Origin of the sequence: Kitasatospora sp. NPDC059812 (genome assembly GCF_042732075.1) — a bacterium.
Classification (GTDB): Bacteria; Actinomycetota; Actinomycetes; order Streptomycetales; family Streptomycetaceae; genus Kitasatospora.
Window position 1 is genome coordinate 37652 of sequence record NZ_JBHWIO010000025.1, and the last position, 22116, is coordinate 59767.

Genomic DNA, 22116 nt, shown 5'->3' on the forward strand with positions numbered 1-22116 from the left:
TGCCCGCCCCGCCGCGCGCGGAGCCCACCTCACCCACGGAGAACACCTTGAACGCACAGCCGGTCATTCCCGACGAGGCCGAGACCGACGGCCGGGTCGCCGTCGTCGGCCTCGCGGGCCGCTTCCCCGGAGCCGATTCCGTCGACGCGCTGTGGGAGCTGCTGGCCTCCGGCACCGAGGCGATCAGCCGGTTCGGCCCCGAGGAGCTGCGGGCCGCCGGGGTGCCGGACGGCGAGGCCGGCAGGCCCGGGTACGTGGCCGCCAAGGGCGTGCTGGCGGACGTCGCCGGCTTCGACTCCCAGCTGTTCGGCTACAACGCGCTGGAGGCCTCGGTCATCGACCCGCAGCAGCGGATCTTCCTCGAATGCGCGTGGGAGGCGCTGGAGGACGCCGGCTGCGACCCCGACCGGGCGCCCGGGCCGATCGCGGTCTACGCCGGGTCGCTGCTGAGCACCTACCTGATCCACAACCTGCTGCCGCGCACCGACCTGCGGGACTCCCTCGGCGTGCCGATGCTCTTCCAGGGCAACCAGCCCGACCAGCTGGCCCCCCGCGCCGCGTACAAGCTCAACCTGCGCGGCCCGGCGGTCAGCGTGCAGACCGCCTGCTCGACCTCGCTGGTCGCCGTGCACCTCGCGGTGCAGAGCCTGCTGTCCGAGGAGTGCGACCTCGCGCTCGCCGGCGGCGTCACCGTCACCGTGCCGCACCGCTCCGGCTACCTGCCGGTGCCCGGCGGCATCGAGTCCCCGGACGGGCACTGCCGGCCCTTCGGCGCCGAGGCGGCCGGCACGGTCTTCGGCAACGGCGCGGGCGTCGTGGTGCTCAAGCGCCTCGCCGACGCGCTCGCCGACGGCGACCGGGTGCACGCCGTCATCCTCGGCTCGGCCGTCAACAACGACGGTGCGAACAAGGCCGGTTACACCGCCCCGGGGGTCGCCGGCCAGACCGCCGTGATCCGCGAGGCGCTGTCCGTCGCGGGCGTCGCCCCGGACAGCATCGGCTACGTCGAGGCGCACGGCACCGGCACCCCGATCGGCGACCCGATCGAGGTCGAGGCGCTCACCGCCGCCTTCCGCGCCGAGCAGGACGCCGACGACAGGTCCGCCACCGGCTGGTGCGGCCTGGGCTCGGTCAAGTCCAACCTCGGCCACCTGGACACCGCCGCCGGCGTCACCGGCCTGATCAAGGCCATCCTGACGGTCCGCGGCGGCCGCATCCCCGCGAGCCTGCACGCCGAGGCCGTCAACCCCGAACTCGGCCTCGCCGACAGCCCGTTCTTCGTCCCGGCCGGCCTCACCGACTGGCCGGTCGCCGACGGCCCGCGCCGGGCCGCCGTCAGCGCCTTCGGCATCGGCGGCACCAACGCGCACGTGATCCTGGAGCAGGCCCCCGAGCCGGCCCCGCGCGAGGCCGCCGCACCGGGCGCCGTCCCCGTCGCCCTGCCGCTGTCGGCCCGCACCGCCGCCGCGCTGGACGCCGCCGCCGAGCGGCTCGCCGACGACCTCGCCGCCCACCCGGACCGCCCGCTGGCCGACGTCGCCCGCACCCTGCGCACCGGCCGGCGCCAGCTGGTCCAGCGCCGCGTCGTGGTCGCCGACGACACCGCCGCCGCCGTGGCCGCGCTGCGCGGCGCCGGCCGCCGGGAGTCGGTCCGGGCCCGCGCCGGGCAGGGCGCCGCCCCCGTCGCCTTCCTGCTGCCCGGCCAGGGCGCGCAGTACCCGGGCATGGCCCTGGGCCTGCACCGGGCACACCCGGTGTTCCGCGCCGCCCTGGACGAGGCCGCCGACCTGCTGCGCCCGCACCTGGGCCTCGACCTGGTCGAGCTGCTGCGCGGCGGCGACGCCGACCTGCTGCGCCGCAGCTCCGTCACCCAGCCCGCCGTCCTGGCGGTCGGCCACGCCACGGCCGCGCTGTGGCGGCACTGGGGCGTGCGCCCGGCGGCGCTGCTGGGCCACAGCCTCGGCGAGTACACCGCGGCGCTGCTCTCCGGCGTCCTCGACCTGCCCGAGGCGCTCGCCCTGGTCGCCGCCCGCGGCCGGCTGATGGAGCAGACCGCGCCCGGCGCGATGCTGGCCGTCCCGCTGGACGAGGCGGCCGCGGCCGACCTCGCCGCCGCGCACGGCCTGGACCTCGCCGCCGTCAACGGACCGGGCGCCTCGGTGCTGTCCGGCACCGCCGAGGCCGTCGAGCGGGCCGCCGCCGAGCTGGGCGAGCGGGGCCTGCGCGCCCTGCGCCTGCCGGTGGAGCGGGCGTTCCACAGCGCCCTGTGCGCGCCCGCCGCCGAGCAGTTCGCGGCCGAGCTCGCCAAGGTGACGCTGCACGAGCCCACCGTGCCGTTCCTGTCCAACCTCACCGGCGACTGGATCACCCCGGAGCAGGCCACCGACCCCGGCTACTGGGTGCGCCAGATGCTCTCCCCGGTGCGCTTCCACGACGGGTTGAACCGCCTGGCGGCGCTCGACGAGCGGATGGTGCTGGTGGAGACCGGCCCCGGCAGCGTGCTGACCGACCTGGCCCGCGCGGCCGCCGAGGGCACCGCCGGGCCGCGGCTCGCCCTGCCGCCGCTGCCCACCCGCGGGCGCCGCGGCGCCGAGGACGAGCCCGGCAGCGCCGTCCTCGCGCTCGGCAGCCTGTGGGCGCACGGCGCCGCCGTCGACTGGGAGCCCGTCGACGCCGACGCCCGCCCCGCCGACCTGCCCGGCTACCCCTTCGAGCGGCTCCCGCACTGGATCGAGCCCGCCGTCCCCGGCCGGGCGCCCGCCACCGCGCTGCCCGCCGCGGACCTCGACGCCGTCCACGCGACCGTCAACTGGCGCCCGCTCGCCGAGGCCGCCGGGGACGACCCGCTGGCCGGCCGCCGCCAGACCTGGCTGGTCCTGCTGGACCGGGCCGGCGCCGCCCAGCCCCTGGTGGAGCTGCTGACGGCGCGCGGCCAGATCGTGACCACCGTCCAGCCCGGCCCGGCCTACCGCCGGGTGCGCCGCGGCGTCTACGAGCTCGACCCCGCCGACCCGGCCCAGTACGCGAAGCTGCTGGCCGACCTGCGCGGCCTGGTCCGCACGCCCACCGCCGTCCTGTACGCCTGGGGCCTGGACGAGACGCCGGACGAGACCGCCGGCTACTTCGGCCTGGTCCACCTCGCCCGGGCGATGTCCGCCGAGAGCGTGCTGAACGAGGTCCGGCTCGGCGTCGTGACCGCCGGGGCCTTCCCGGCCGCCCCCGGCGAGCAGCCCCGGCCCGCCGCCGCCCTGCTCAGCGGCCCGGTCCAGGTGCTCGGCGAGGAGTACCGCAACCTGCGCTGCACCCAGGTCGACCTCGCCGTCGGCACCCCGCTCGACGAGGCCGCCGCCGACGCGGTGGTGCGCGCCGTGCTCACCGGCCCGGCCCGGCTGCTCGCCCTGCGCGAGGGCGCCCTGCTCACCCGCGCCGTCGAGCCCGCCGAGCGCCCCGTCCCGACCGCCCCGGCCCGGGTGCGGGCCGGCAGCACCTGGCTGCTCACCGGCGGCCTCGGCGGGATCGGCCTGACCCTCGCCCGGGCCCTGGCCCGGGCCGGCGCCGCCCGGCTCGTCCTGCTCGGCCGCGGCGCCGCCGACGAGGCCGCGCTCGCCGCGGTGCGCGAGAGCGGCGCCGAGGTGCTGGCCGTCCAGGCCGACGTCACCGACGCCCCAGCGCTGGACCGGGCGCTGGAGCAGGCCCGTGCGGCCTTCGGCCGGATCGACGGCGTCGTCCACGCGGCCGGCGTGCCCGGCGGCGGCTCCGTCGAGCTGCGCTCCGACGACAGCATGCGCACGGTCCTCGCCCCCAAGACCGCCGGCCTGCGCCACCTGCTCACCGCGCTGCGGCCCGGGGAGGCCGAGGTGCTGGTGCTCTGCTCCTCGCTCGCCACCCTGATCCCGACCTACGGCCAGGCCGACTACGCGGCCGCCAACGCCTACCTCGCCGCCGTCGCGGAGGCCGAGGCCGCGCGCGGCGAGCGCCACGCGGTGGCCGTCGACTGGGACATGTGGGCCGGCGTCGGCATGGCCAGCCGGGCCGAGGTCCCCGAGGCCCTGCGCGCCTTCCAGGCCGACATGCTGGCCGGCGCGCTCACCCCCGAGCAGGGCGCCCGCGCCTTCGCCGCCCTGCTGGAGGGCCCGCCCGGACGGGCCGTGGTGGCCCGGGCCGGCGCCGCGATCGCGGACGGCACGCTGCGTACCTCCGCCGCCCCGGCCGCCGAGGCCCCCCGGACGGCGGCCCTGCCCCGCCCCGAGCTCGCCACGCCGTACACCGCCCCGGCCACCCCGACCGAGGAGCGCCTGGCCGAGATCTACGCCGAACTGCTCGGCCTCGACCGGGTCGGGGTGGACGACGACTTCCTGGAGCTCGGCGGCCACTCGCTGCTGGCCGCCCAGATCGCGGCCCGGCTGCGGGCCGAGTTCGAGGTCGACGTCCCCGCCCGGGTCTTCTTCGAGGGCGGCCGCGTCGCCGACCTCGCCACCGAGATCGAAGACCGCATCCTCGCCGACCTGGAGAACCAGTGACCAACCCCGCAGGCCGCCGCGAGGACCGCCTCGCCCGGCTCACCCCCGAGCAGCGCGCCGCCTTCGAGGCGCGCGCCCGGGGCCGCGCAGGCACCACCCCGGCCGGCACGGCCGGCCCCGCCGCCCCGGCCCCGGCCGTGCCGCCGCGCGACCCGGCGCTGCCGGCGCCGCTGTCCTTCGGCCAGGAGCGGCTCTGGTTCCTGGAGCAGCTCACCCCCGGGCTCGGGGTGTTCAACGAGTACGTGGGCCTGCGCCTGAGCGGCCCGCTGGACGTCGCCGCGCTGGAGGCCGCACTGGACGGCCTGGTGGAGCGGCACGAGGCGCTGCGCACCGTCGTCGCCGCCGGCCAGGACGGCCCGGTGCAGCGGGTGCTGGAGCGCACCGCCCCGGTGCTGCGGGTGGCCGAGCCGGCCGACGGCGAAGCCGGCTGGAGCGAGGCCGAGGAGCGCGCGCTGGCCGAGCGGGAGGCGGCCCTGCCGTTCGACCTGGAGCACGGCCCGCTGCTGCGCGCCCTGCTGATCCGCTCCGCGCCCGAGCGCGCCCTGCTGGTCGTGGTCAACCACCACCTGGTCGGCGACGCCTGGTCCCGCGCGGTGCTGGTGGAGGAGCTCTGCGCCCGCTACCGGGCCTTCCGCGAGGGCGGCCCGGCCCCCGAGCCGCTCGCCGTGCAGTACGCCGACTGGGCGCAGTGGCAGCGCCGCGAGCTCACCGACACCGCGCTGGCCGAGCCGCTCGGCTACTGGCGCGAGCGGCTGGAGGGCGCCCCGCACGTCCTGGAGCTGACCACCGACCGGCCCCGGCCGGCCGTGCCCAGCCACCGGGGCGGCCGGGTGCACTTCACCCTGGACGCCGCCACCACCGAGGCCGTGGAGGCCGCGGCCCGGGCGGCCCGGGCCACCCCGTTCATGGTCACGCTGGCCGCCTGGCAGGCCGTCCTGATGCGCCACTCCGGCCAGCAGGACGTCGTCGTCGGCGTGCCCACCGCGGGCCGCGACCGGCCCGAACTCGCCGGACTCGTCGGCATGTTCGTCAACAGCCTGGTGCTGCGCTCGGACCTCTCCGGCGACCCGACCTTCGGCGAACTGCTCGACCGGGTGCGGGAGACCTCGCTCGGCGCGCTGGCCCACACCCAGGTGCCCTTCGAACGCCTGGTCCGCGAGCTGCGCCCGGACCGCGACCTCAGCCACGCCCCGCTCTACCAGGTGCAGTTCGGCTACCGCAACGTCCCCGCCCCCGACATCGCCCTGCCCGGCGTCACGGTCGAACTGGTCGAGCTGGACAACGGCCTGTGTCGCACCGACCTGAGCCTGGAACTCGCCCGCGACGGCGAACTCACGGCAGGCGTCTGCGAGTTCAGCGGCGACCTGTTCGACGACGACACCGTGCGCACGCTGACGGAGGCCCTCCAGCGGGTGCTCGCCCGCGGCGCCGCCGACCCCGGCCTGCGGCTCTCCGACCTGCTCGCGCTCACCCCCGTCGAGCAGGCCCTGCTGGCCGTGGCCGGCGACGGCCCGGCGCTGCCCGAGGACGCGCCGGACGTCGTGACGGCCTTCGCCGAGGCCGTGCGCACCCGCCCGGACGCCGAGGCCGTGCTGCCCGGCGGCCGCCCGGAGCTGGCCCTCACCTTCGGCCGACTGGACGCCCGGGTCGACGAGTTGCTCGCCCGGCTCCAGGCCGTCGGGGTGCGCCCAGGCGACCGGGTCGGCCTGTGCCTGCGCCGCGGCACCGACCTGCCCGCCGCCATGCTCGCCGTGCTCCGGGCCGGCGCCGCCTACCTGCCGCTCGACCCGGACTACCCGGCGGCCCGGCTGCGCCACGTGGTCGAGGACGCCGAGCCCGCCGTGGTCGTGATACACGCCGCGACCCGGGACGCCGCGCCCGCCGGCGCCCCGCTGCTCGACCTCGACGCCCCGGCCGAGTCCTCTGCAGCAGCACCCGTATCCGTGTCCGTGGACCCGGACGCCCCCGCGTACGTCATCCACACCTCCGGCTCGACCGGCCGCCCCAAGGGCGTCGTCGTGCTGCGCCGCAACCTCACCGCCTTCCTGGCGGCGATGGACCGCGTGCTGGCGGACGACGGGGAGCCCGCCACCTGGCTGGCCGTCACCAGCGTCTCCTTCGACATCTCCGTCCTGGAACTGCTCTGGACGCTCAGCCGGGGCCACCGCGTCGTGGTCAACCCCGACCCCGGCACGGCGGCGGCCCCCGCCCCGGCCCCCTCCACTCGGAACGCCGCGGCCTCGCAGGACGCCCCGGCCGCCCCGGCCGTCCCCGAGTTCAGCCTCTTCTACTTCGCCAGCGACACCGCCGGCGCCGAACCCGGCCCCGACCAGTACCGGCTGCTGCTGGACGGCGCCCGCTTCGCCGACACCAACGGCTTCTCCGCCGTCTGGCTGCCCGAGCGGCACTTCCACGCCTTCGGCGGGCCCTTCCCGGCCCCCTCGGTGCTGGCCGCCGCGATCGCCCAGGCCACCGAGCGGATCGGGATCCGGGCCGGCAGCGTGGTGCTGCCGCTGCACCACCCCGTCCGGGTCGCCGAGGAGTGGTCGGTCGTCGACAACCTGTCCGGCGGCCGGGTCGGGCTCTCCTTCGCCTCGGGCTGGCACGCGGACGACTTCGTCCTCGCCAAGGACGCCTACCAGGACCGCCAGGCGCTCACCGTCAGCGGCATCGAGCAGGTGCGCCGGCTGTGGCGCGGCGAACGGCTCCCCTTCGAGGGGCCCGGCGGCCGCACCGTCGACGTCCAGGTGCTGCCCCGCCCCGTCCAGGCCGAGCTGCCGTACTGGCTCACCTCCTCGGGCAACCCCGAGACCTGCCGCACGGCCGGCCGGGTCGGCGCCCGGCTGCTGACCCACCTGCTGGGCCAGAGCGTCGAGGAACTCGGCGAGAAGATCGCCCTCTACCGGGAGGCCTGGCACGAGGCCGGCCACCCGGGCGACCCGCACGTGACCCTGATGCTGCACAGCTACGTCGGCGCCGACGACGCCGACGTCCGGGCGCACGCCTGGCAGCCGTTCCGCGACTACCTGCGCAGCTCGGTCGGCCTGATCGAGAACCTGGCCCGCAGCCTCGGCATGGACGTGCGCAGCAGCGACTTCACCGCGGAGGACCAGGAGGCCCTGCTCGACCACGCCTGCGCCCGCTACCTGGGCCACGGCTCGCTGATCGGCACCGCCGAGGAGTGCCTGCCGCTGGTGCACCGACTGGCCGCCGCCGGCGTGGACGAGATCGGCTGCCTGGTCGACTTCGGCGTCGACACCGACGTCGCGCTGGCCGCCCTGCCCCGGCTGGCCGAGCTGCGCCGCACCGCGGCCGCCGCACCGGCCCCCGCCCCGGCCGCCCCCGCGGTCGCGGCCGACACCGAGCTGACGGCGCTGGTGCGCGCCCACGGCGTCACCCACCTGCAGTGCACCCCCTCGCGGGCCCGCACCCTGCTCGACGAGGCCGACCCGCAGGCCCTGCGCGGCCTGCGGCAGCTGCTGCTCGGCGGCGAGGCCCTCGACGCCGAGCTGGTGCGCCGGCTGGCCGAGCACCTCGGCGGCCCGATCCGCAACATGTACGGGCCGACCGAGACGACCGTCTGGTCCACCACCGCCGAGGTCGACCCGGCCGAGGGCCTGGTCACCATCGGCGGCCCGATCGCCGGCACCACCGTGCGCGTCCTCGACCCGTACGGGCGCCGCGTGCCCGTCGGCGTGCCGGGCGAACTCCTGATCGGCGGCGCCGGGGTGACGGCCGGCTACCTCGGGCTGCCCCAACTCACCGACGAACGCTTCGTCGCCGACCCCGAGACGACCGGCCCCGAGACGGCAAGCCGTGAGTCCGCCGCCCGGCTGTACCGCACCGGCGACCTCGTCCGCACCCTGCCCGACGGCCGCCTCCAGTACCTCTCCCGCAACGACCACCAGGTCAAGATCCGCGGCTTCCGGATCGAGACCGGCGAGGTGGAGGCCGCGCTCACCGCGCTGCCCGGCATCCGCCAGTGCGTGGTCACCGCCTACGGCCTGGGCACCGCCCGGGCCGCGCTGGCCGCCTACCTGGTGCCCGAGGACCCGGCCGCGCCGCCCGCCCCGGCCGAGCTGCGGGCCGCCCTGGCCGGGCAGCTGCCGGGCTTCCTGATCCCGTCCCGGTTCATCCCGCTCGACGCGCTGCCGCTCACGAGCAACGGCAAGGTCGACCGCGCGGCGCTGCCCGCCCCCGAGACCGTCCCCGCCGCCGGCCGCGACCGCACCGCGCCCGCCACGCCGACCGAGGAGCGGATCGCCGCGATCTGGCGCGAGGCCCTGACGCTCGACGAGGTCGGCACCGAGGAGGACTTCTTCGAGCTCGGCGGCCACTCCCTGCTGGCCGCCCGGATGGTCGCCGGGATCCGCCGCGACCTGGACGTCCAGCTGCCGCTGCGCACCCTGTTCGACTCGCCGACCGTCGCCGCCCTCGCCCGGGCCGTGGACGCGCTGGGCGCCGGCGGGGCCACCGCGGCGCCCGCCGAACCGGTCGAGCTGCTGCCCGACCAGGCCCGCCGCCACGAGCCCTTCCCGCTGACGGACGTGCAGCGCGCGTACTGGATCGGCCGCAGCGGCGCCGTCGGCGGCGACGTCGCCTGCCACCTCTACCTCGAAGTGGATGTCGCCGACGTCGACCCGCAGCGCCTCCAGGACGCCTGGCAGGCCCTGGTGCGGCGGCACGACGCGCTGCGCCTGGTCTTCGCCGAGGACGGCACCCAGCGCATCCTGCCCGAGGTGCCCGCGTACCAGCTGGCCGTCGAGGACCTGCGCGGGCTGCCGGAGCCCGAGCGGGCCGACGCCCTCGCCGGGACCCGCGCCCGGATGTCGCACCAGGTGCTGCCCGCCGACACCTGGCCGCTGTTCGAGCTGCACGCCAGCCGGACCGAGGGCACCGACGCCCGGCTGCACCTGAGCATCGACACCCTGATCGCCGACGGCGGCAGCGTGCAGATCCTGCTGCGCGAGCTGCTGGCGATCTACCAGGGCTCGCTCGACCCGCGCCCGATGGAGCTCTCGTTCCGCGACTACGTGCTGGCCGAGCAGACCCGCCGCGAGGGCCCCGCGCTGCAGCGCGACCTCGACTACTGGCACGGCCGCCTGGAGACCCTGCCGCCCGCCCCCGCGCTGCCGCTGGCGCGGCGCCCCGAGGAGCTGACGCAGACCAGGTTCCACCGCCGCGAGGCGCACCTGCCCGCCGAGCTGTGGGAGCGGCTGAAGAGCCGCGCCGCCGCCGGCCGGGTCACGCCCTCGGCGCTCGCCCTGGCCGCCTACGCCACCGTGCTCGGCACCTGGGCGGCGGCCGACCGCTTCACCCTCAACCTGACCCTGTTCAACCGCGTCGGCGAGCACCCCGACCTGGCCGCCATGGTCGGCGACTTCACCGCGCTCAGCCTCTTCGAGGTGGACGGCGCCACGGCCGGCTCCTTCGCCGACCGGGCCCGCCGGCTCCAGGACCGGCTCTGGGAGGACCTGGACCACCAGCTGGTCAGCGGCGTACGGGTCGGCGGCGACCTGGCCCGCCAGCGCGGGGTGGCCGACGCCGCCATGCCGGTCGTCTTCACCAGCGAGCTCGGCGCCGGCGAGGTCGGCGGCAGCCGGGTCCTGCGGGAACTCGGCGCCAAGGTCGCCCACACCATCACCCAGACCCCCCAGGTCTGGCTGGACCACCAGATCTCCGAGGACGAGGGCCGGCTGCGGCTGACCTGGGACGCCGTCGAGGAGCTCTTCCCCGAGGGCCTGCTCGACGCGATGTTCGAGGCCTACACCGGCCTGCTCACCGCCCTCGCCGAGCGGCCCGACGCCTGGACGGACCCGTACCTGGCCGCCCTGCCCGCCGCCCACGCCGAGGCCTACCGCGCGCTCAACGCCACGGACGGCCCGCGGCCCGACGGGCTGCTGCACGAGCCGTTCCTCGCCCAGGCGCGCACCGCCCCCGGGCGGACCGCCGTGGTCTCCGCCACCGGCACCGTGACCTACGGCGAGCTGGAGCGCGCCTCCGCCGCCGTGGCCCACGCGCTGCGCGGCGCCGGCGTCGGCCCCGGCGACCTGGTCGGCGTGCGCGCCGACCGGGGCTGGGAGCAGGTCGCGGCCGCGATCGGCGTGATCCGGGCCGGCGGCGCCTACCTGCCGCTGGACGCCGGCCTGCCGGCCGCCCGCGTCGCCCGCTCGCTCGAACACGCCGGCGCCACCGCGCTGCTCGCCCGGGAGTCCTGGGACGCGGACGGCGCGGTGCCCGCCGGGGTCACCCTGCTGGGCTTCGACCAGGCGCTGGCCACCCCGGCCGACACCGAGCCGGCCCCGGTGCCCACCACCCCGGCGGACCTCGCGTACGTCATCTACACCTCGGGCTCCACCGGTGACCCCAAGGGCGTGATGATCGACCACCGCGGCGCGCTCAACACCGTGGTGGACGTCAACGACCGCTTCCGGGTCGGCCCCGCCGACCGCGTCCTCGGCCTCTCCTCGCTCGGCTTCGACCTCTCGGTCTACGACCTGTTCGGCACCCTCGGCGCCGGCGCCGCGCTGGTGCTCGTCGGGCCCGGGGAGGAGCGCGACCCCGCCCGCTGGTCCCGGCTGGTCGCCGAGCACGGCGTCACCGTCTGGAACTCCGTCCCCGCGCTGATGGAGATGCTGCTCGCGTACGCCGGCGGCAACCCGGCCGCCGACCTGGAGTCGCTGCGCCTGGTCATGCTCAGCGGCGACTGGATCCCCGTCGGCATGCCCGACCACGTCCGCGCGCTGTCGCCCAAGGCCGAGGTGATCAGCCTGGGCGGCGCCACCGAGGCGTCGATCTGGTCCGTGCTGCACCCGATCGGCGCGGTCGAGCCGGGCCGCCCGAGCATCCCGTACGGGCGGCCGATGCGGAACCAGGGCATGGTCGTCCTGGACGAGGCCTTCCGGCCGCGCCCGGTCGGCGTCGCCGGCGCCCTGTTCATCACCGGCGTGGGCCTGGCCGTCGGGTACCGCAACGCGCCCGAGCTCACCGCCCGGGCGTTCCCGACCCACCCGGTCACCGGGGAGCGCCTGTACCGCACCGGCGACCTGGCCCGGCTGCTGCCCGACGGCGAGCTGGAGTTCCTCGGCCGGGAGGACTGCCAGGTCAAGGTGCGCGGCATGCGCATCGAGCTGGGCGAGATCGAGTCGGCGCTGGTCCGGATGGACGGCGTCCGGGAGGCGGCGGCGCTGGTCGAGGGCAACGGGCTCGGCGCCCGGCTCGCGGCCTTCGTGGTCCGCGAGGCCGCCCGCCCGCAGCCTGCCGCCGCTCCCGCGGTGGCCCCTGCCCTGGACGCCGAGCGGGTCCGCCGGCTGGAGGCGCGCCTGCGCCAGCCCGGCCGCCGCGCCGACCTGGCGGGCCGCGAGGTCCTGCCCTTCGCCCTGCCGACCGACACCCTGGACCTGCGCCGGGCCGCCGCCCTGCGCGGCGCCGCCACCGGTTTCGCCGACGCCCCCGTGCGGCTGGCCGACCTGCACGCGCTGCTGACCGTGCTCGCCCGCCAGGACGAGGACGGCGTGCCCCGGTACGCCTACGGCTCGGCCGGCGGCCTGTACCCGGTGCAGACCTACCTGGCCGTCGCCCCCGGCAAGGTGGCGGGCCTGCCGGCCGGCACCTACTACGTCGACCCGGCCGGGCCGGCGCTGGTCGCCCTCGACGGCGCACCGGGCTCGGCCCGGGCCCTGGACCGGGCGCTCTACAGCGAGGCCAACGGGCCGCTGCTCGACCAGGCCGGCTTCGCCGTCTTCCTGGTCTCCCGGACCGCCGCGATCGCCCCGGTGTACGGCGAACTCGCCGACCGCTTCTGCCTGTTGGAGGCCGGGGCGATGGCGCAGCTGCTGCGCCACCGCGCCGCCGACTGCGCGGTGGCGCTCTGCCCGATCGGCGACGTCTTCCCGGAGCCGCTGCGCGAGGCGCTGCGGCTGGAGGACGGCCAGCGCGTGCTGCACACGCTCGTCGGCGGCCGGCCGCTGAACGCGGCCGCCGACGAGCCCGACTCCGGCACCGACTGGACGGCCGCGCTGCGCGACGCGCTCGCCGAGCGGCTGCCCGGCTACATGGTTCCGCAGCGGGTGCGGGCGGTCGAGGCGCTGCCGCTGTCCGCCAACGGCAAGGTCGACCGGGCGGCGCTCGCCCGGCTGGGCGCCGCGGTGCCCGCCCCCGCCGTCGTCTCCGCCGTCTCCGCCGTCGCCGTCGCCCCCGCCCTCGCGGCGGCCCCGGCGGCACCGGTGGCCCCGGCAGCGCGACCCGCCGCGCACTGGCCGGGCGCGCTCGGCGCGATGGAGCGGCTCACGGAGCTGTGGCGGGAGGTGATGGACGGGGCGGAGGTCGGCGTCGACACCAACTTCTTCGAGGCCGGTGCCAACTCCATCCACCTGGTCCGGGTCCAGCGGCGGATCGCCGAGGACTTCGGGCAGGAGCTCTCGGTGGTCGAGATGTTCGACCGGCCGACCATCCGTCACCTGGCCGAGCTGCTGGACCGGCCGGCCGCCGCCCCGGCGCCACAGGCGGTACCGGCTGCACCAGCGGCACCCGAGCCCGCGCCCGGCACCGCTGCATCCGACACCGCTGCATCGGACACCGCTTCATCCGACACCGCACAGCCCGCCGGCGGCGACCGCCGACAGCACCACGAACGGCGCCGCGCCGCCCGCCGAGGCGGCTCCGGCACCGGCCCGACCGGCTGACCCCGACGGCCGGGGGGGGGGCGCCCCCCCCCCCCCCCGGGGGGGGGGGGCCCCCCCCCGCACCCCCGCGAGCCGCGTCGCATCACCACCCATGAGGAGAAAGCCCGATGACCACCCACGCCCCCGGGGGCCCGGCCGCCGCACCGCCGGACCTGCCGGACGCGATCGCCGTGACCGGCCTCGCCTGCCGGTTCCCCGGAGCTCCCGACGCCGGGGCCTTCTGGGCCAACCTGGTCGCGGGCCGCGAGAGCGTCACCTTCCGGAGCGCCGAGGAGCTGGCGGCCCTGGGCGTCCCCGCCGAACGGCTGGCCGACCCCCGGTTCGTCGGGGCGGGCGGCGTGCTGGAGGGCCTCGCGGAGTTCGACGCCGAGTACTTCGGCATCCCGCCCCGCGACGCCGAGCTGATGGACCCCCAGCACCGGCTGTTCCTGCAGTGCGCGGTCACCGCGCTGGAGGACGCCGGGCAGCTGACCGACGGCGTCGAGGGCGGCGTGGGCGTCTACGCCTCGGCCGGCTTCAACTCCTACCTGACGCACCACCTGCTGCCCAACGCGGCCCACCTGGCCGACCGGGCCGACGTCCAGTGGCTGGCCGCCGGGGACAAGGACTACCTCGCCACCCAGACCTCCTACCGGCTGGGCCTGACCGGCCCGAGCCTGAGCGTGCAGAGCGCCTGCTCCTCCGCCCTGCTCGCGGTCCACCTGGCCGCCGAGGCGCTGCTCAGCGGCGAGTGCGACGTGGCGCTGGCCGGCGCCGTCTCCGCCGGGATCGGCCAGGGGCTCGGCTACCTGCACGCCGAGGGCGGGATCCTCTCCGCCGACGGGCACTGCCGCCCCTTCGACGCCGACGCGACCGGCACGGTCTTCGGCAGCGGCGTCGGCGTGGTGGTGCTGAAGCGGCTGGCCGACGCGGTCGCCGACGGCGACACCGTGCGGGCCGTGCTGCTCGGCTCGGCGGTCAACAACGACGGGAACCGCAAGGTCGGCTTCACCGCGCCGAGCCTGGACGGACAGGTCCGGGTCGTCTCGGCGGCCCAGTCCGTGGCCGGGGTCACGCCCGGCGAGGTCTCCTGCATCGAGGCGCACGGCACCGGCACCGCACTCGGCGACCGGATCGAACTCGCCGCGCTGGGGCGGGTGTTCGCGGACGCCCCGGACTCCCGCCGGGTGCTCGGCGCGGTCAAGTCGAACGTCGGCCACCTGGACACCTGCGCCGGGATGGCCGGGCTGATCAAGACGGTGCTCGCGCTCCAGCACCGCACGCTGCTGCCGACCGTGCACTTCGAGAGCCCCAGCCCCGAGCTGGCCCCGGGCCTGTTCCGGGTGCTGACCGAGGCCGAGCCGTGGTCCGGCCGCGACGGCGCCCGGATCGCGGGCGTCAGCTCCTTCGGCATCGGCGGCACCAACGCCCACCTGATCCTCCAGGACGCCCCGCCGCTGCCCGCCGTGCCCGCTGTGCCCGCCGCCGAGCCCGCGCAGTGGGAGCTGCTGCCGCTGTCCGCCCGCAGCGAGCGGGCGCTCGACCGGGCCGCCGAGCGGATCGGCACGGCGCTGGCCGGCCCCGGCGCGCCCGACGCGGGCGATGCCGCGTTCACCCTCCAGACCAGGCGGCGCCAGCACCCTTGGCGGCGCGCCGTCCTGACCGGTCGTTCGGGCGAGGCGTCCCCCGCCGCCCGGGCCGTCCAGGCCGTCGCGACCGGTCAGAAGGTCGCCTTCCTCTACCCCGGGCAGGGGGCCGGCCACCCCGGCATGGCGGCCGAGCCGTACCGCGCCGAGCCGCTCTTCCGCGCCGCGCTCGACCGCTGCCTGGACGCCCTGCGGCCGTGGACCACGGCGCCGCTGCGCGAGCTGCTGCTCGACCCGGCCCACCCGGACCTGTTCGACCGGACCGAGACCGCCCAGCCGGCCCTGTTCGCGGTGGAGTACGCGCTCACCGCGTGGTGGACGGGGCTCGGCATCCGGCCGGTCGCAGTCGCCGGGCACAGCGTCGGCGAGTTCGCGGCCGCCTGCGCCGCCGGGGTCTTCGACCTGCCCGGCGCCGCCCGGCTGGTGGCCGAACGCGGCCGGCTGATGGGCACCATGGCGCCCGGCGCGATGCTCAGCGTCCCGCTGCCCGAGCCGGAGCTGCGCGCCCTGCTGGACGACCCGGCTGGGCCGGAGCTGGCCGCCGTCAACGCGCCCGACCGCTGCGTGGTGGCCGGCGCCCCCGAGGCGGTGGCCCGGCTCGCCGAGCGGCTGGCCGCGCGCGGCGTGGCCGCCCGGCAGCTGGCCGTGCGGCACGCCTTCCACTCCCGGGACGCCGAACCGCTGCTGGAGGAGTTCGCCCGGCTGGTCGCCACCGTGCCCGTCCAGGCGCCCGCCGTGCCGCTCATTTCCGGCCTGACCGGGCGTGAGCTCACCGCCGAGGAGGCCGCGTCGCCGCAGTACTGGGCGCGCCAGCTGCGGCACACCGTCCGCTTCGCCGACGCGCTCGCCGCGCTGCCGGGCGACGGCCCGCTGCTGGAGCTCGGCCCCGGCCGGGGCCTGAGCGGCTTCGCCGTACGGACCCTGGGCGCCGGGCGCCCCGCGCTGCCCACCCTCGGCGGCGCCGCGCCCGCCCCGGACCAGCCGCCGGCCCGGCTCACCGCGCTGGCCCGGCTGTGGGAGCGGGGCGCCGAGGTCGACTGGTCCGCCCTCGGCGAGCGGGCCGGGCGCCGGCACGTCTCGCTGCCGGGCTACCCGTTCGAGCCCACCCGGCACTGGTTCGAGCCCGCCGCCGCCGAGCCCACCGCCACCACCCTCCAAAGCCCCGCCGCCTCCGCGCAGGTTTCCGACGGTGCGAGCGGCGTGGACGACTGGCTGCACGTCGTGTCCTGGACGCAGGCGCTGCCGCCGTCCGGCACCGGCCCGCTCCCGTCGTCGGTGCTCCTGCTCGCCGACGAGTCCGGCCTCGCCGAGGCCGTCGCCGGAGAGCTCGCCGCCGCCGGCGCCCAGGTCAGCCTGGTCCGCGCCCGCGCCGGGGCGCCCACCGGGCTCACGCTCGACGCCCCCTTCACGCTCGACGCCGACGACCCCGCCGCCTTCCCCGCGCTGGCCGCCGCCCTGGCCGCGCGCGGCACCGCACCGGACGCCGTCCTCTCCTGCTGGGCCCTGGACACCCCGCCGCTGCACCGGGCCACCCCGGGCGAGGCGGCCGACGGCGCGCTGCGCGCCCTCACCGTCCCGGTCCAGCTGGCCCGGGCCCTGGGCGAGGCGTTCCCCGGCCGGCCGCTGCGGATGCTGCTGGTCACCGACGCCGCCCACGGGGTGCACGGGCAGCCCGCCCGCACCCCGCAGGCCGCCGCCGGGCTGGGCGCGGTGCGGGTGCTGCCGCAGGAGCTGCCCGGCGTCACCGTCCAGGCCCTCGACCTGGACTGCCCGACCCGGGAGCCCGAGGAACTGGCCCTGGCGGCGCAGACCGTGGTGGCGCAGCTGCGCGCCGGACACACCGCGGCGCCGCTGACCGCCGTCCGCGGCCGGGCGCACCTGGTGCCGGCCCCGGAGCGGCCCGTCCTCACCGACCCGGCCGGGCCGCAGCCCGCCGCGCCGTCCGGCGTGTGGCTGGTCACCGGCGGCCTGGGCGGGATCGGTCTGGCCGTGGCCGGCCACCTCGCCGAGGACGGCGACCGGACGCTCGTCCTGCTCACCCGCCGTGCCGTCCCCGACGGCGCCGGCTGGCGGAGCCTGCGCCCCGAGGGCGCGGCGCCCGCCGCGAGCTGCCCGCCGGAGCTGGCCGAGGCCCTCGCCGGACTGACCGCGCACGGCGCCCGGCTCTGCCTCGTCCAGGCGGACGTCACCGACGAGGCCGCGCTCGGCGCCGCGCTCGACCGGGTCCGGGCCGCGTACGGCCCGATCGCCGGGGTGGTCCACGCCGCCGGGGTGCCCGGCGGCGGCGTCACCGCGCTGCGCAGCGCCGGGGAGATGGCGCGGGTGCTCGCCCCCAAGGTGCTCGGCACCGTCCTGCTGGAGCGGCTGACGGCCGTGGACCGGCCGGTGCTGGTGCTCTGCTCCTCGGTGCTGGCGCTCACCGGCGCGGTCGGCCAGGCCGACTACACCGGCGCCAACGCCTTCCTGGACAGCTTCGCCGCCGGCACCCGGGCCGCCGTGTCGATCGGCTGGGACCGCTGGTCGCAGACCGGCATGGCGCTGCGGTCCGGCCTGCGCGACTGGCTCGACGGCGGCGAGGTGCTCGACCACGCCCTGTTCGACGCCCGCCGGGCGGAGCCGGACGGGACGGTGGAGCTGCGGCTGCGCCGCACCGAGCAGAGCGTCTGGCCGGCCGAGGAGCACCGGATCGGCGACGTCCCCGTCCTGCCCGGCACCGCGCTGCTCGAACTCGCCGTCGCCGGCCACCGGTTGACGGTCGGGGACGGGCCGGTCGAGCTGGACGCGGTCTTCACCCACCCGCTGCGGATGCCCGCCGACGCCCCGCCCGAGGTCACCCTGCGGCTGCGTCCGGCGCCCGACGGCGGGCACCTGTGGGAGGTGCGCTCCAGCGCCGTGCCGTCCAGGCCGCACGCCCAGGGCCGGATCGCGCCGTACGGGGGCGACTCCCCCGAGCGCCTGGACCTCGACGGCCTCGCGGCCCGCTGCGCCCCGGTGCCGCAGGTCGCGGTGCCCTCCGCCGCCGGGGAGCGGCCCGGCGGCGCCAGCGGCCTGCGCACCGGGCCGCGCTGGGAGAGCGTCACCGAGGTCCGCGAGGACGGGCGCGGCGAGGCGATGCTGCGGCTGCGCCTGCCCGAGGCGTTCCACGGCGACCTGGCCGCGCACCCGCTGCACCCCGCGCTGCTGGACACCGCCACCGGCGCCGTCACCGCCCGCACCGGCAGCCACCTGCCGGTCGCCTACCGCCGCCTGGTGGTGCTCGGCCCGCTCGGCCCCGAGGCCGTGGTGCGGGTCGACCGCCGCTCCGGTGACGCCGGGGCGGGCGACACGCTGGTCGTCGACGTGGTCGTCGCCGGGCCGGACGGCACTGCGGCCGTGCTCGTCGAGGGCTTCGTGCTGCGCCCGGCCCCGGCCGCCCCCGGCCCGAACGCTCCTGGCCTGGACGCCCCCGGCCCGGACACGCAGGGCGGCATCCCGACCCGGGAGGGCCTGCTGGCCTTCGACCGGATCCTGGCCAACCGTCACCTCCCGCACGTGCTGGTCAGCCCCCGCGCGACCGGGCCGGCCGCGCCCGTCCCGTCCGCATCGCAGGCCGCACCCTCCGCGCCGCAGGCCGCCCCGGCGACCGGCCCCGAGGGGCTGGAGGAGCAGATCTCCGCGGTCTGGTCCCGGCTGCTCGGCGTCCCCCGGATCGGCCCCGAGGACAGCATCTTCGAACTCGGCGGCGACTCCCTGCTGATCGTCCAGATCACCGCCGAACTCCAGCGGCAGGGCCTGACCGTCTCCCCCGGCGACCTCTTCGCCCACCCCACCGTCGGACAGCTCGCCGCCCGGCTGCGCGCGGACCACACGCCCGCCGCCGAACCGGCGTCCGACACCCCCGCCCCGCCCACCGCTCCCACCGAGCCCGATCCGGCCCCCGCGAAGGGGTCGGGCGAGGCGTTCTCGGACGCGGACCTCAGCGCAGACGACCTGGCCCGGGTATTCGCCCTGTTCCGGTCAGGAGAGGACACCAAGTGAACGACATCGAGGACATCTACCCGCTCTCGCCGACCCAGGAGGGGATGCTCTTCCACAGCACCACCTCCCCCGAGCACGGCCTGTACGTCGAGCTGACCACCTTCCGGGTGCGCGGCGAACTGGACCTGGCCGAGCTGGGAGCCGCCTGGCAGCGGGCGATCGCCCGGCACCCGGTGCTGCGCACGGCCTTCGTCCGCGAGCGGATCCGCACCCCGCACCAGGTGGTGCTGCCCAAGGCGGACCTGCCGATCGAGTTCCGCGACCTGTCCGGGCTGGACGAGCCGGCCCGGGAGCGCGCCGTCGCCGAGGAGCTGGAGCAGCGCGCCCGCGAGCGCTTCGACCTGGCCCGGCCGCCGCTGATGCGGCTGCTGGTACTGCGCCTGCCCGACGAGCACCTGGTGGTGTGGACGTACCACCACCTGCTGCTGGACGGCTGGTCCGCCGCGCTGCTGCTGGCCGAGGTCACCGCCGGACTCTCCGGTGACGCCGCCGAGGCGCCCGCGCCGCCCGCCTTCCGCGAGTACATCGCCTGGCTGGGCCGTCAGGAGGCCGAGCGCGACCGCGCGTTCTGGACCGGCTACCTGGCGGGCTACCGCGAGCCGGCGACGCTGAGCCTGCCGGGCGTGCGCCCGGGCGCCAAGCCGTCCGGCGACTTCCGCACGGTGCGGGCCGAGCTGCCCGCCGAGACCGTCACCGCGCTGCGGCGGCTGGCCGCCGGCAAGGCCACCACGCTCAGCAGCCTGGTCGAGGCCGCCTGGGCGGGGACGGTCGCGCGCTGCTCCGGCCGCGACGACGTGGTGGTCGGCGTGACCGTCTCGGGCCGCCCCGTCGACCTGGACCGGGCGGACCAGATGCTCGGGATGTTCATCAACACCGTCCCGGTGCGGGTGCGGATCGACCGGGAGCTGCCCGGCGACGAGTGGCTCGCCCGCCACGCCACGACCCGCCACCCGCTGCTGGACCACCAGCACACCCCGCTGACCGACATCCAGCGCTGGGCCGAGACCGCGCCCGGCGTGCCGCTGTTCGACACCGTCGTGGTGGTCGAGAACTACCCGGACCGCACCGAGGCGGTGCTCTCCCACGGCGCCGTCACGGTCAGCGACGTCCGCTACGAGACCCGGACCAACTACCCGGTCACCCTGGTCGTGCGGGCCGCCGCCGAGATGCAGCTCCAGGCGGTGGTGGACGCCGGGCGGATCACCCCGGAGGAGACCGCCGCGCTGCTCGACCACGTCGTCGCGGTGCTGACCCGCATCGCCGCGCAGCCCGGCCGCCCGGTCCGCGAGCTGCTCGCCGTCCCTGAAGCGGCCCGCGCCCGCCAGCTCGACACCTGGAACGGCAGCGAGATCGACCGCGCCGAGCCGGCGGCCCTGCTGTCCGGGCTGATCGACGACGCGGTCCGCAGCCGCCCGGACCACCCGGCGGTGGTCGACCAGCAGACCCGGTACAGCTACCGCGAGCTCGACCGGCGGGCCAACGCCCTGGCCCGGCAGCTGGCCGCGCGCGGCGTGCGCGCCGGCGACCGGGTGGGCGTCTGCCTGGGCCGCAGCGCCGACCTGGTGACCGCGATGCTGGCCGTCGCCCGGGCCGGGGCCGCGTTCGTCCCGCTCGACCCGGCCCACCCGGTGGAGCGGATCGGCCTCGTCCTGGCGGACGCGGCCCCGGCCGTGGTGCTCACCGACGCGACCGGCGCGCCCGCGCTGGCCGGCTGGGACGGCGCCGCCGTCGACCTGGCCGCCGCCGACCTGGCCGCCGCCGACCTGACGCTCCAGGAGACCTCCGCAGACCTGCCGGGCGCCGCCCCGGACGGCCTCGCCTACCTGATGTTCACCTCCGGCTCCACCGGCCGCCCCAAGGGCGTCGCCGTCGGCCACCGGGCGCTGGCGAACCTGGTGGACAGCCTGGCCCGCCGCCACCCCGGCCTCGACGGCGACACCCGCTTCCTCGCCCTCACCACGCTCAGCTTCGACACCTCGCTGGCCGAGCTGCTGGTGCCGCTCGCCGTCGGCGCGACGGTGCACGTGGGCGGCCAGGCGCTCGGGCTGAGCGGCCGCGAACTCGACCGCTACAGCGTCGAGCACGGCATCACCGCGCTCCAGGCCACCCCGTCCCGCTACCGGGCGCTGCTCGACTCCGACTGGCAGGGCGCCGGCCGGCCCCGGCTCTACAGCTGCGGCGAGGCCTTCCCCGCGGACCTGGCGGCGCCACTGGCCGAGCGCGGCGAGTCGGTGTGGAACATGTACGGGCCGACCGAGACCACCGTCTACTCCAGCGTCGAGCGGATCACCGCCGACACCACCCGGGTCACCGTCGGCCGCCCGATCGCCAACACCGTGCTGCACGTGCTGGACACCGTGGACGGCGAACTGCTGCCGGTCGGCTGCGTCGGCGAGCTGTGCATCGGCGGCGACGGCGTCGCCCAGGGCTACTGGCAGCGGCCCGAGCTGACGGCCGAGCGGTTCGTCACCGACCCGTTCACGGGCGGCCGGATGTACCGCACCGGCGACCACGCCCGCCGCCTGCCCGACGGCCGGATCGAGCTGCTCGGCCGGATGGACCGCCAGCTCAAGCTGCGCGGCTACCGGATCGAGCCCGGCGAGATCGAGCAGGTCCTGCTGGCCCTGCCCGAGGTGGCGGCCGCCGCGGTCGCCGTCCGGGAGGGCCGCCTGGTCGCCTGGGTGGTGCCCGCCGACCGGGGCGCCCCGCTCGACGCCCCCGGCGTCCAGGCCGGGCTGCGGCGCTCGCTGCCCTCGTACATGGTCCCCGAGGCGGTCACCGTCCTCGCCGAACTGCCGCTCACCCCGGCCGGCAAGACCGACCTGCTCGCCCTACCCACCCCGGCCGGGTTCGCCGACGAGGCCGCGCCGAGCGGCGGGCCGAGCGGCACGGCGGACCACGAGGCGCTGGTGGCCCGGCTGTTCCGCGAGGTCCTGGCCCTGCCCGAGGTCGGTTTGGACGACGACTTCTTCGAGCTGGGCGGCGACTCGCTGCGCGCCCTGCGACTGGTCTCCCGGCTGGAGGCGGAACTCGGCTGCTCGCTCGACATCGAGCTGCTCTTCGACTCCTCCACGGTCCGCGACCTCACCGCGGCCATCGGCCCGGCCCTGGCCGCCGACGCCGACGCTTCGGGCTCCGACGCCTTGGCCGACGCCGACCAGTGAACCAACCGGCGGGGCCCGCCGGCCCCCCCCCCCCCCGCCCCCCCCCCCCCCCCCCCCCCCGGGGGCCCCCCCCCCCCCGGGGGCGAGAGGGCCCCCCTGGTGGGCA

General features: G+C 77.7%; 4 protein-coding genes. All 4 read left to right on the forward strand.

Features of this window, described 5'->3' with window-relative positions; all coding sequences use genetic code 11:
- Positions 1 to 47: 47 nt before the first annotated feature.
- Positions 48 to 4520: an SDR family NAD(P)-dependent oxidoreductase gene (locus tag ACFV6D_RS15435; protein ID WP_380560052.1), complete on the forward strand. Its 4473-nt coding sequence runs from the start codon at positions 48 to 50 to the stop codon at positions 4518 to 4520.
- On the forward strand, positions 4517 to 13204 hold the full coding sequence (locus tag ACFV6D_RS15440) for an amino acid adenylation domain-containing protein (RefSeq protein ID WP_380560054.1): 8688 nt from the start codon (positions 4517 to 4519) through the stop codon (positions 13202 to 13204). Before ACFV6D_RS15435 ends, ACFV6D_RS15440 begins: the two co-directional genes overlap by 4 nt.
- A 107-nt stretch (positions 13205 to 13311) precedes the next feature.
- Complete coding sequence (locus ACFV6D_RS15445) at positions 13312 to 18846, forward strand: SDR family NAD(P)-dependent oxidoreductase (protein WP_380560056.1); 5535 nt, start codon at positions 13312 to 13314, stop codon at positions 18844 to 18846.
- Complete coding sequence (locus tag ACFV6D_RS15450; RefSeq protein WP_380560058.1) at positions 18843 to 22010, forward strand: amino acid adenylation domain-containing protein; 3168 nt, start codon at positions 18843 to 18845, stop codon at positions 22008 to 22010. Before ACFV6D_RS15445 ends, ACFV6D_RS15450 begins: the two co-directional genes overlap by 4 nt.
- Positions 22011 to 22116: the final 106 nt, after the last annotated feature.

Bases quoted from the DNA above. Each gene is read 5' to 3' on its own strand.
- ACFV6D_RS15445 (WP_380560056.1), top strand. From the start codon at position 13,312: ATGACCACCCACGCCCCCGGGGGCCCGGCCGCCGCACCGCCGGACCTG.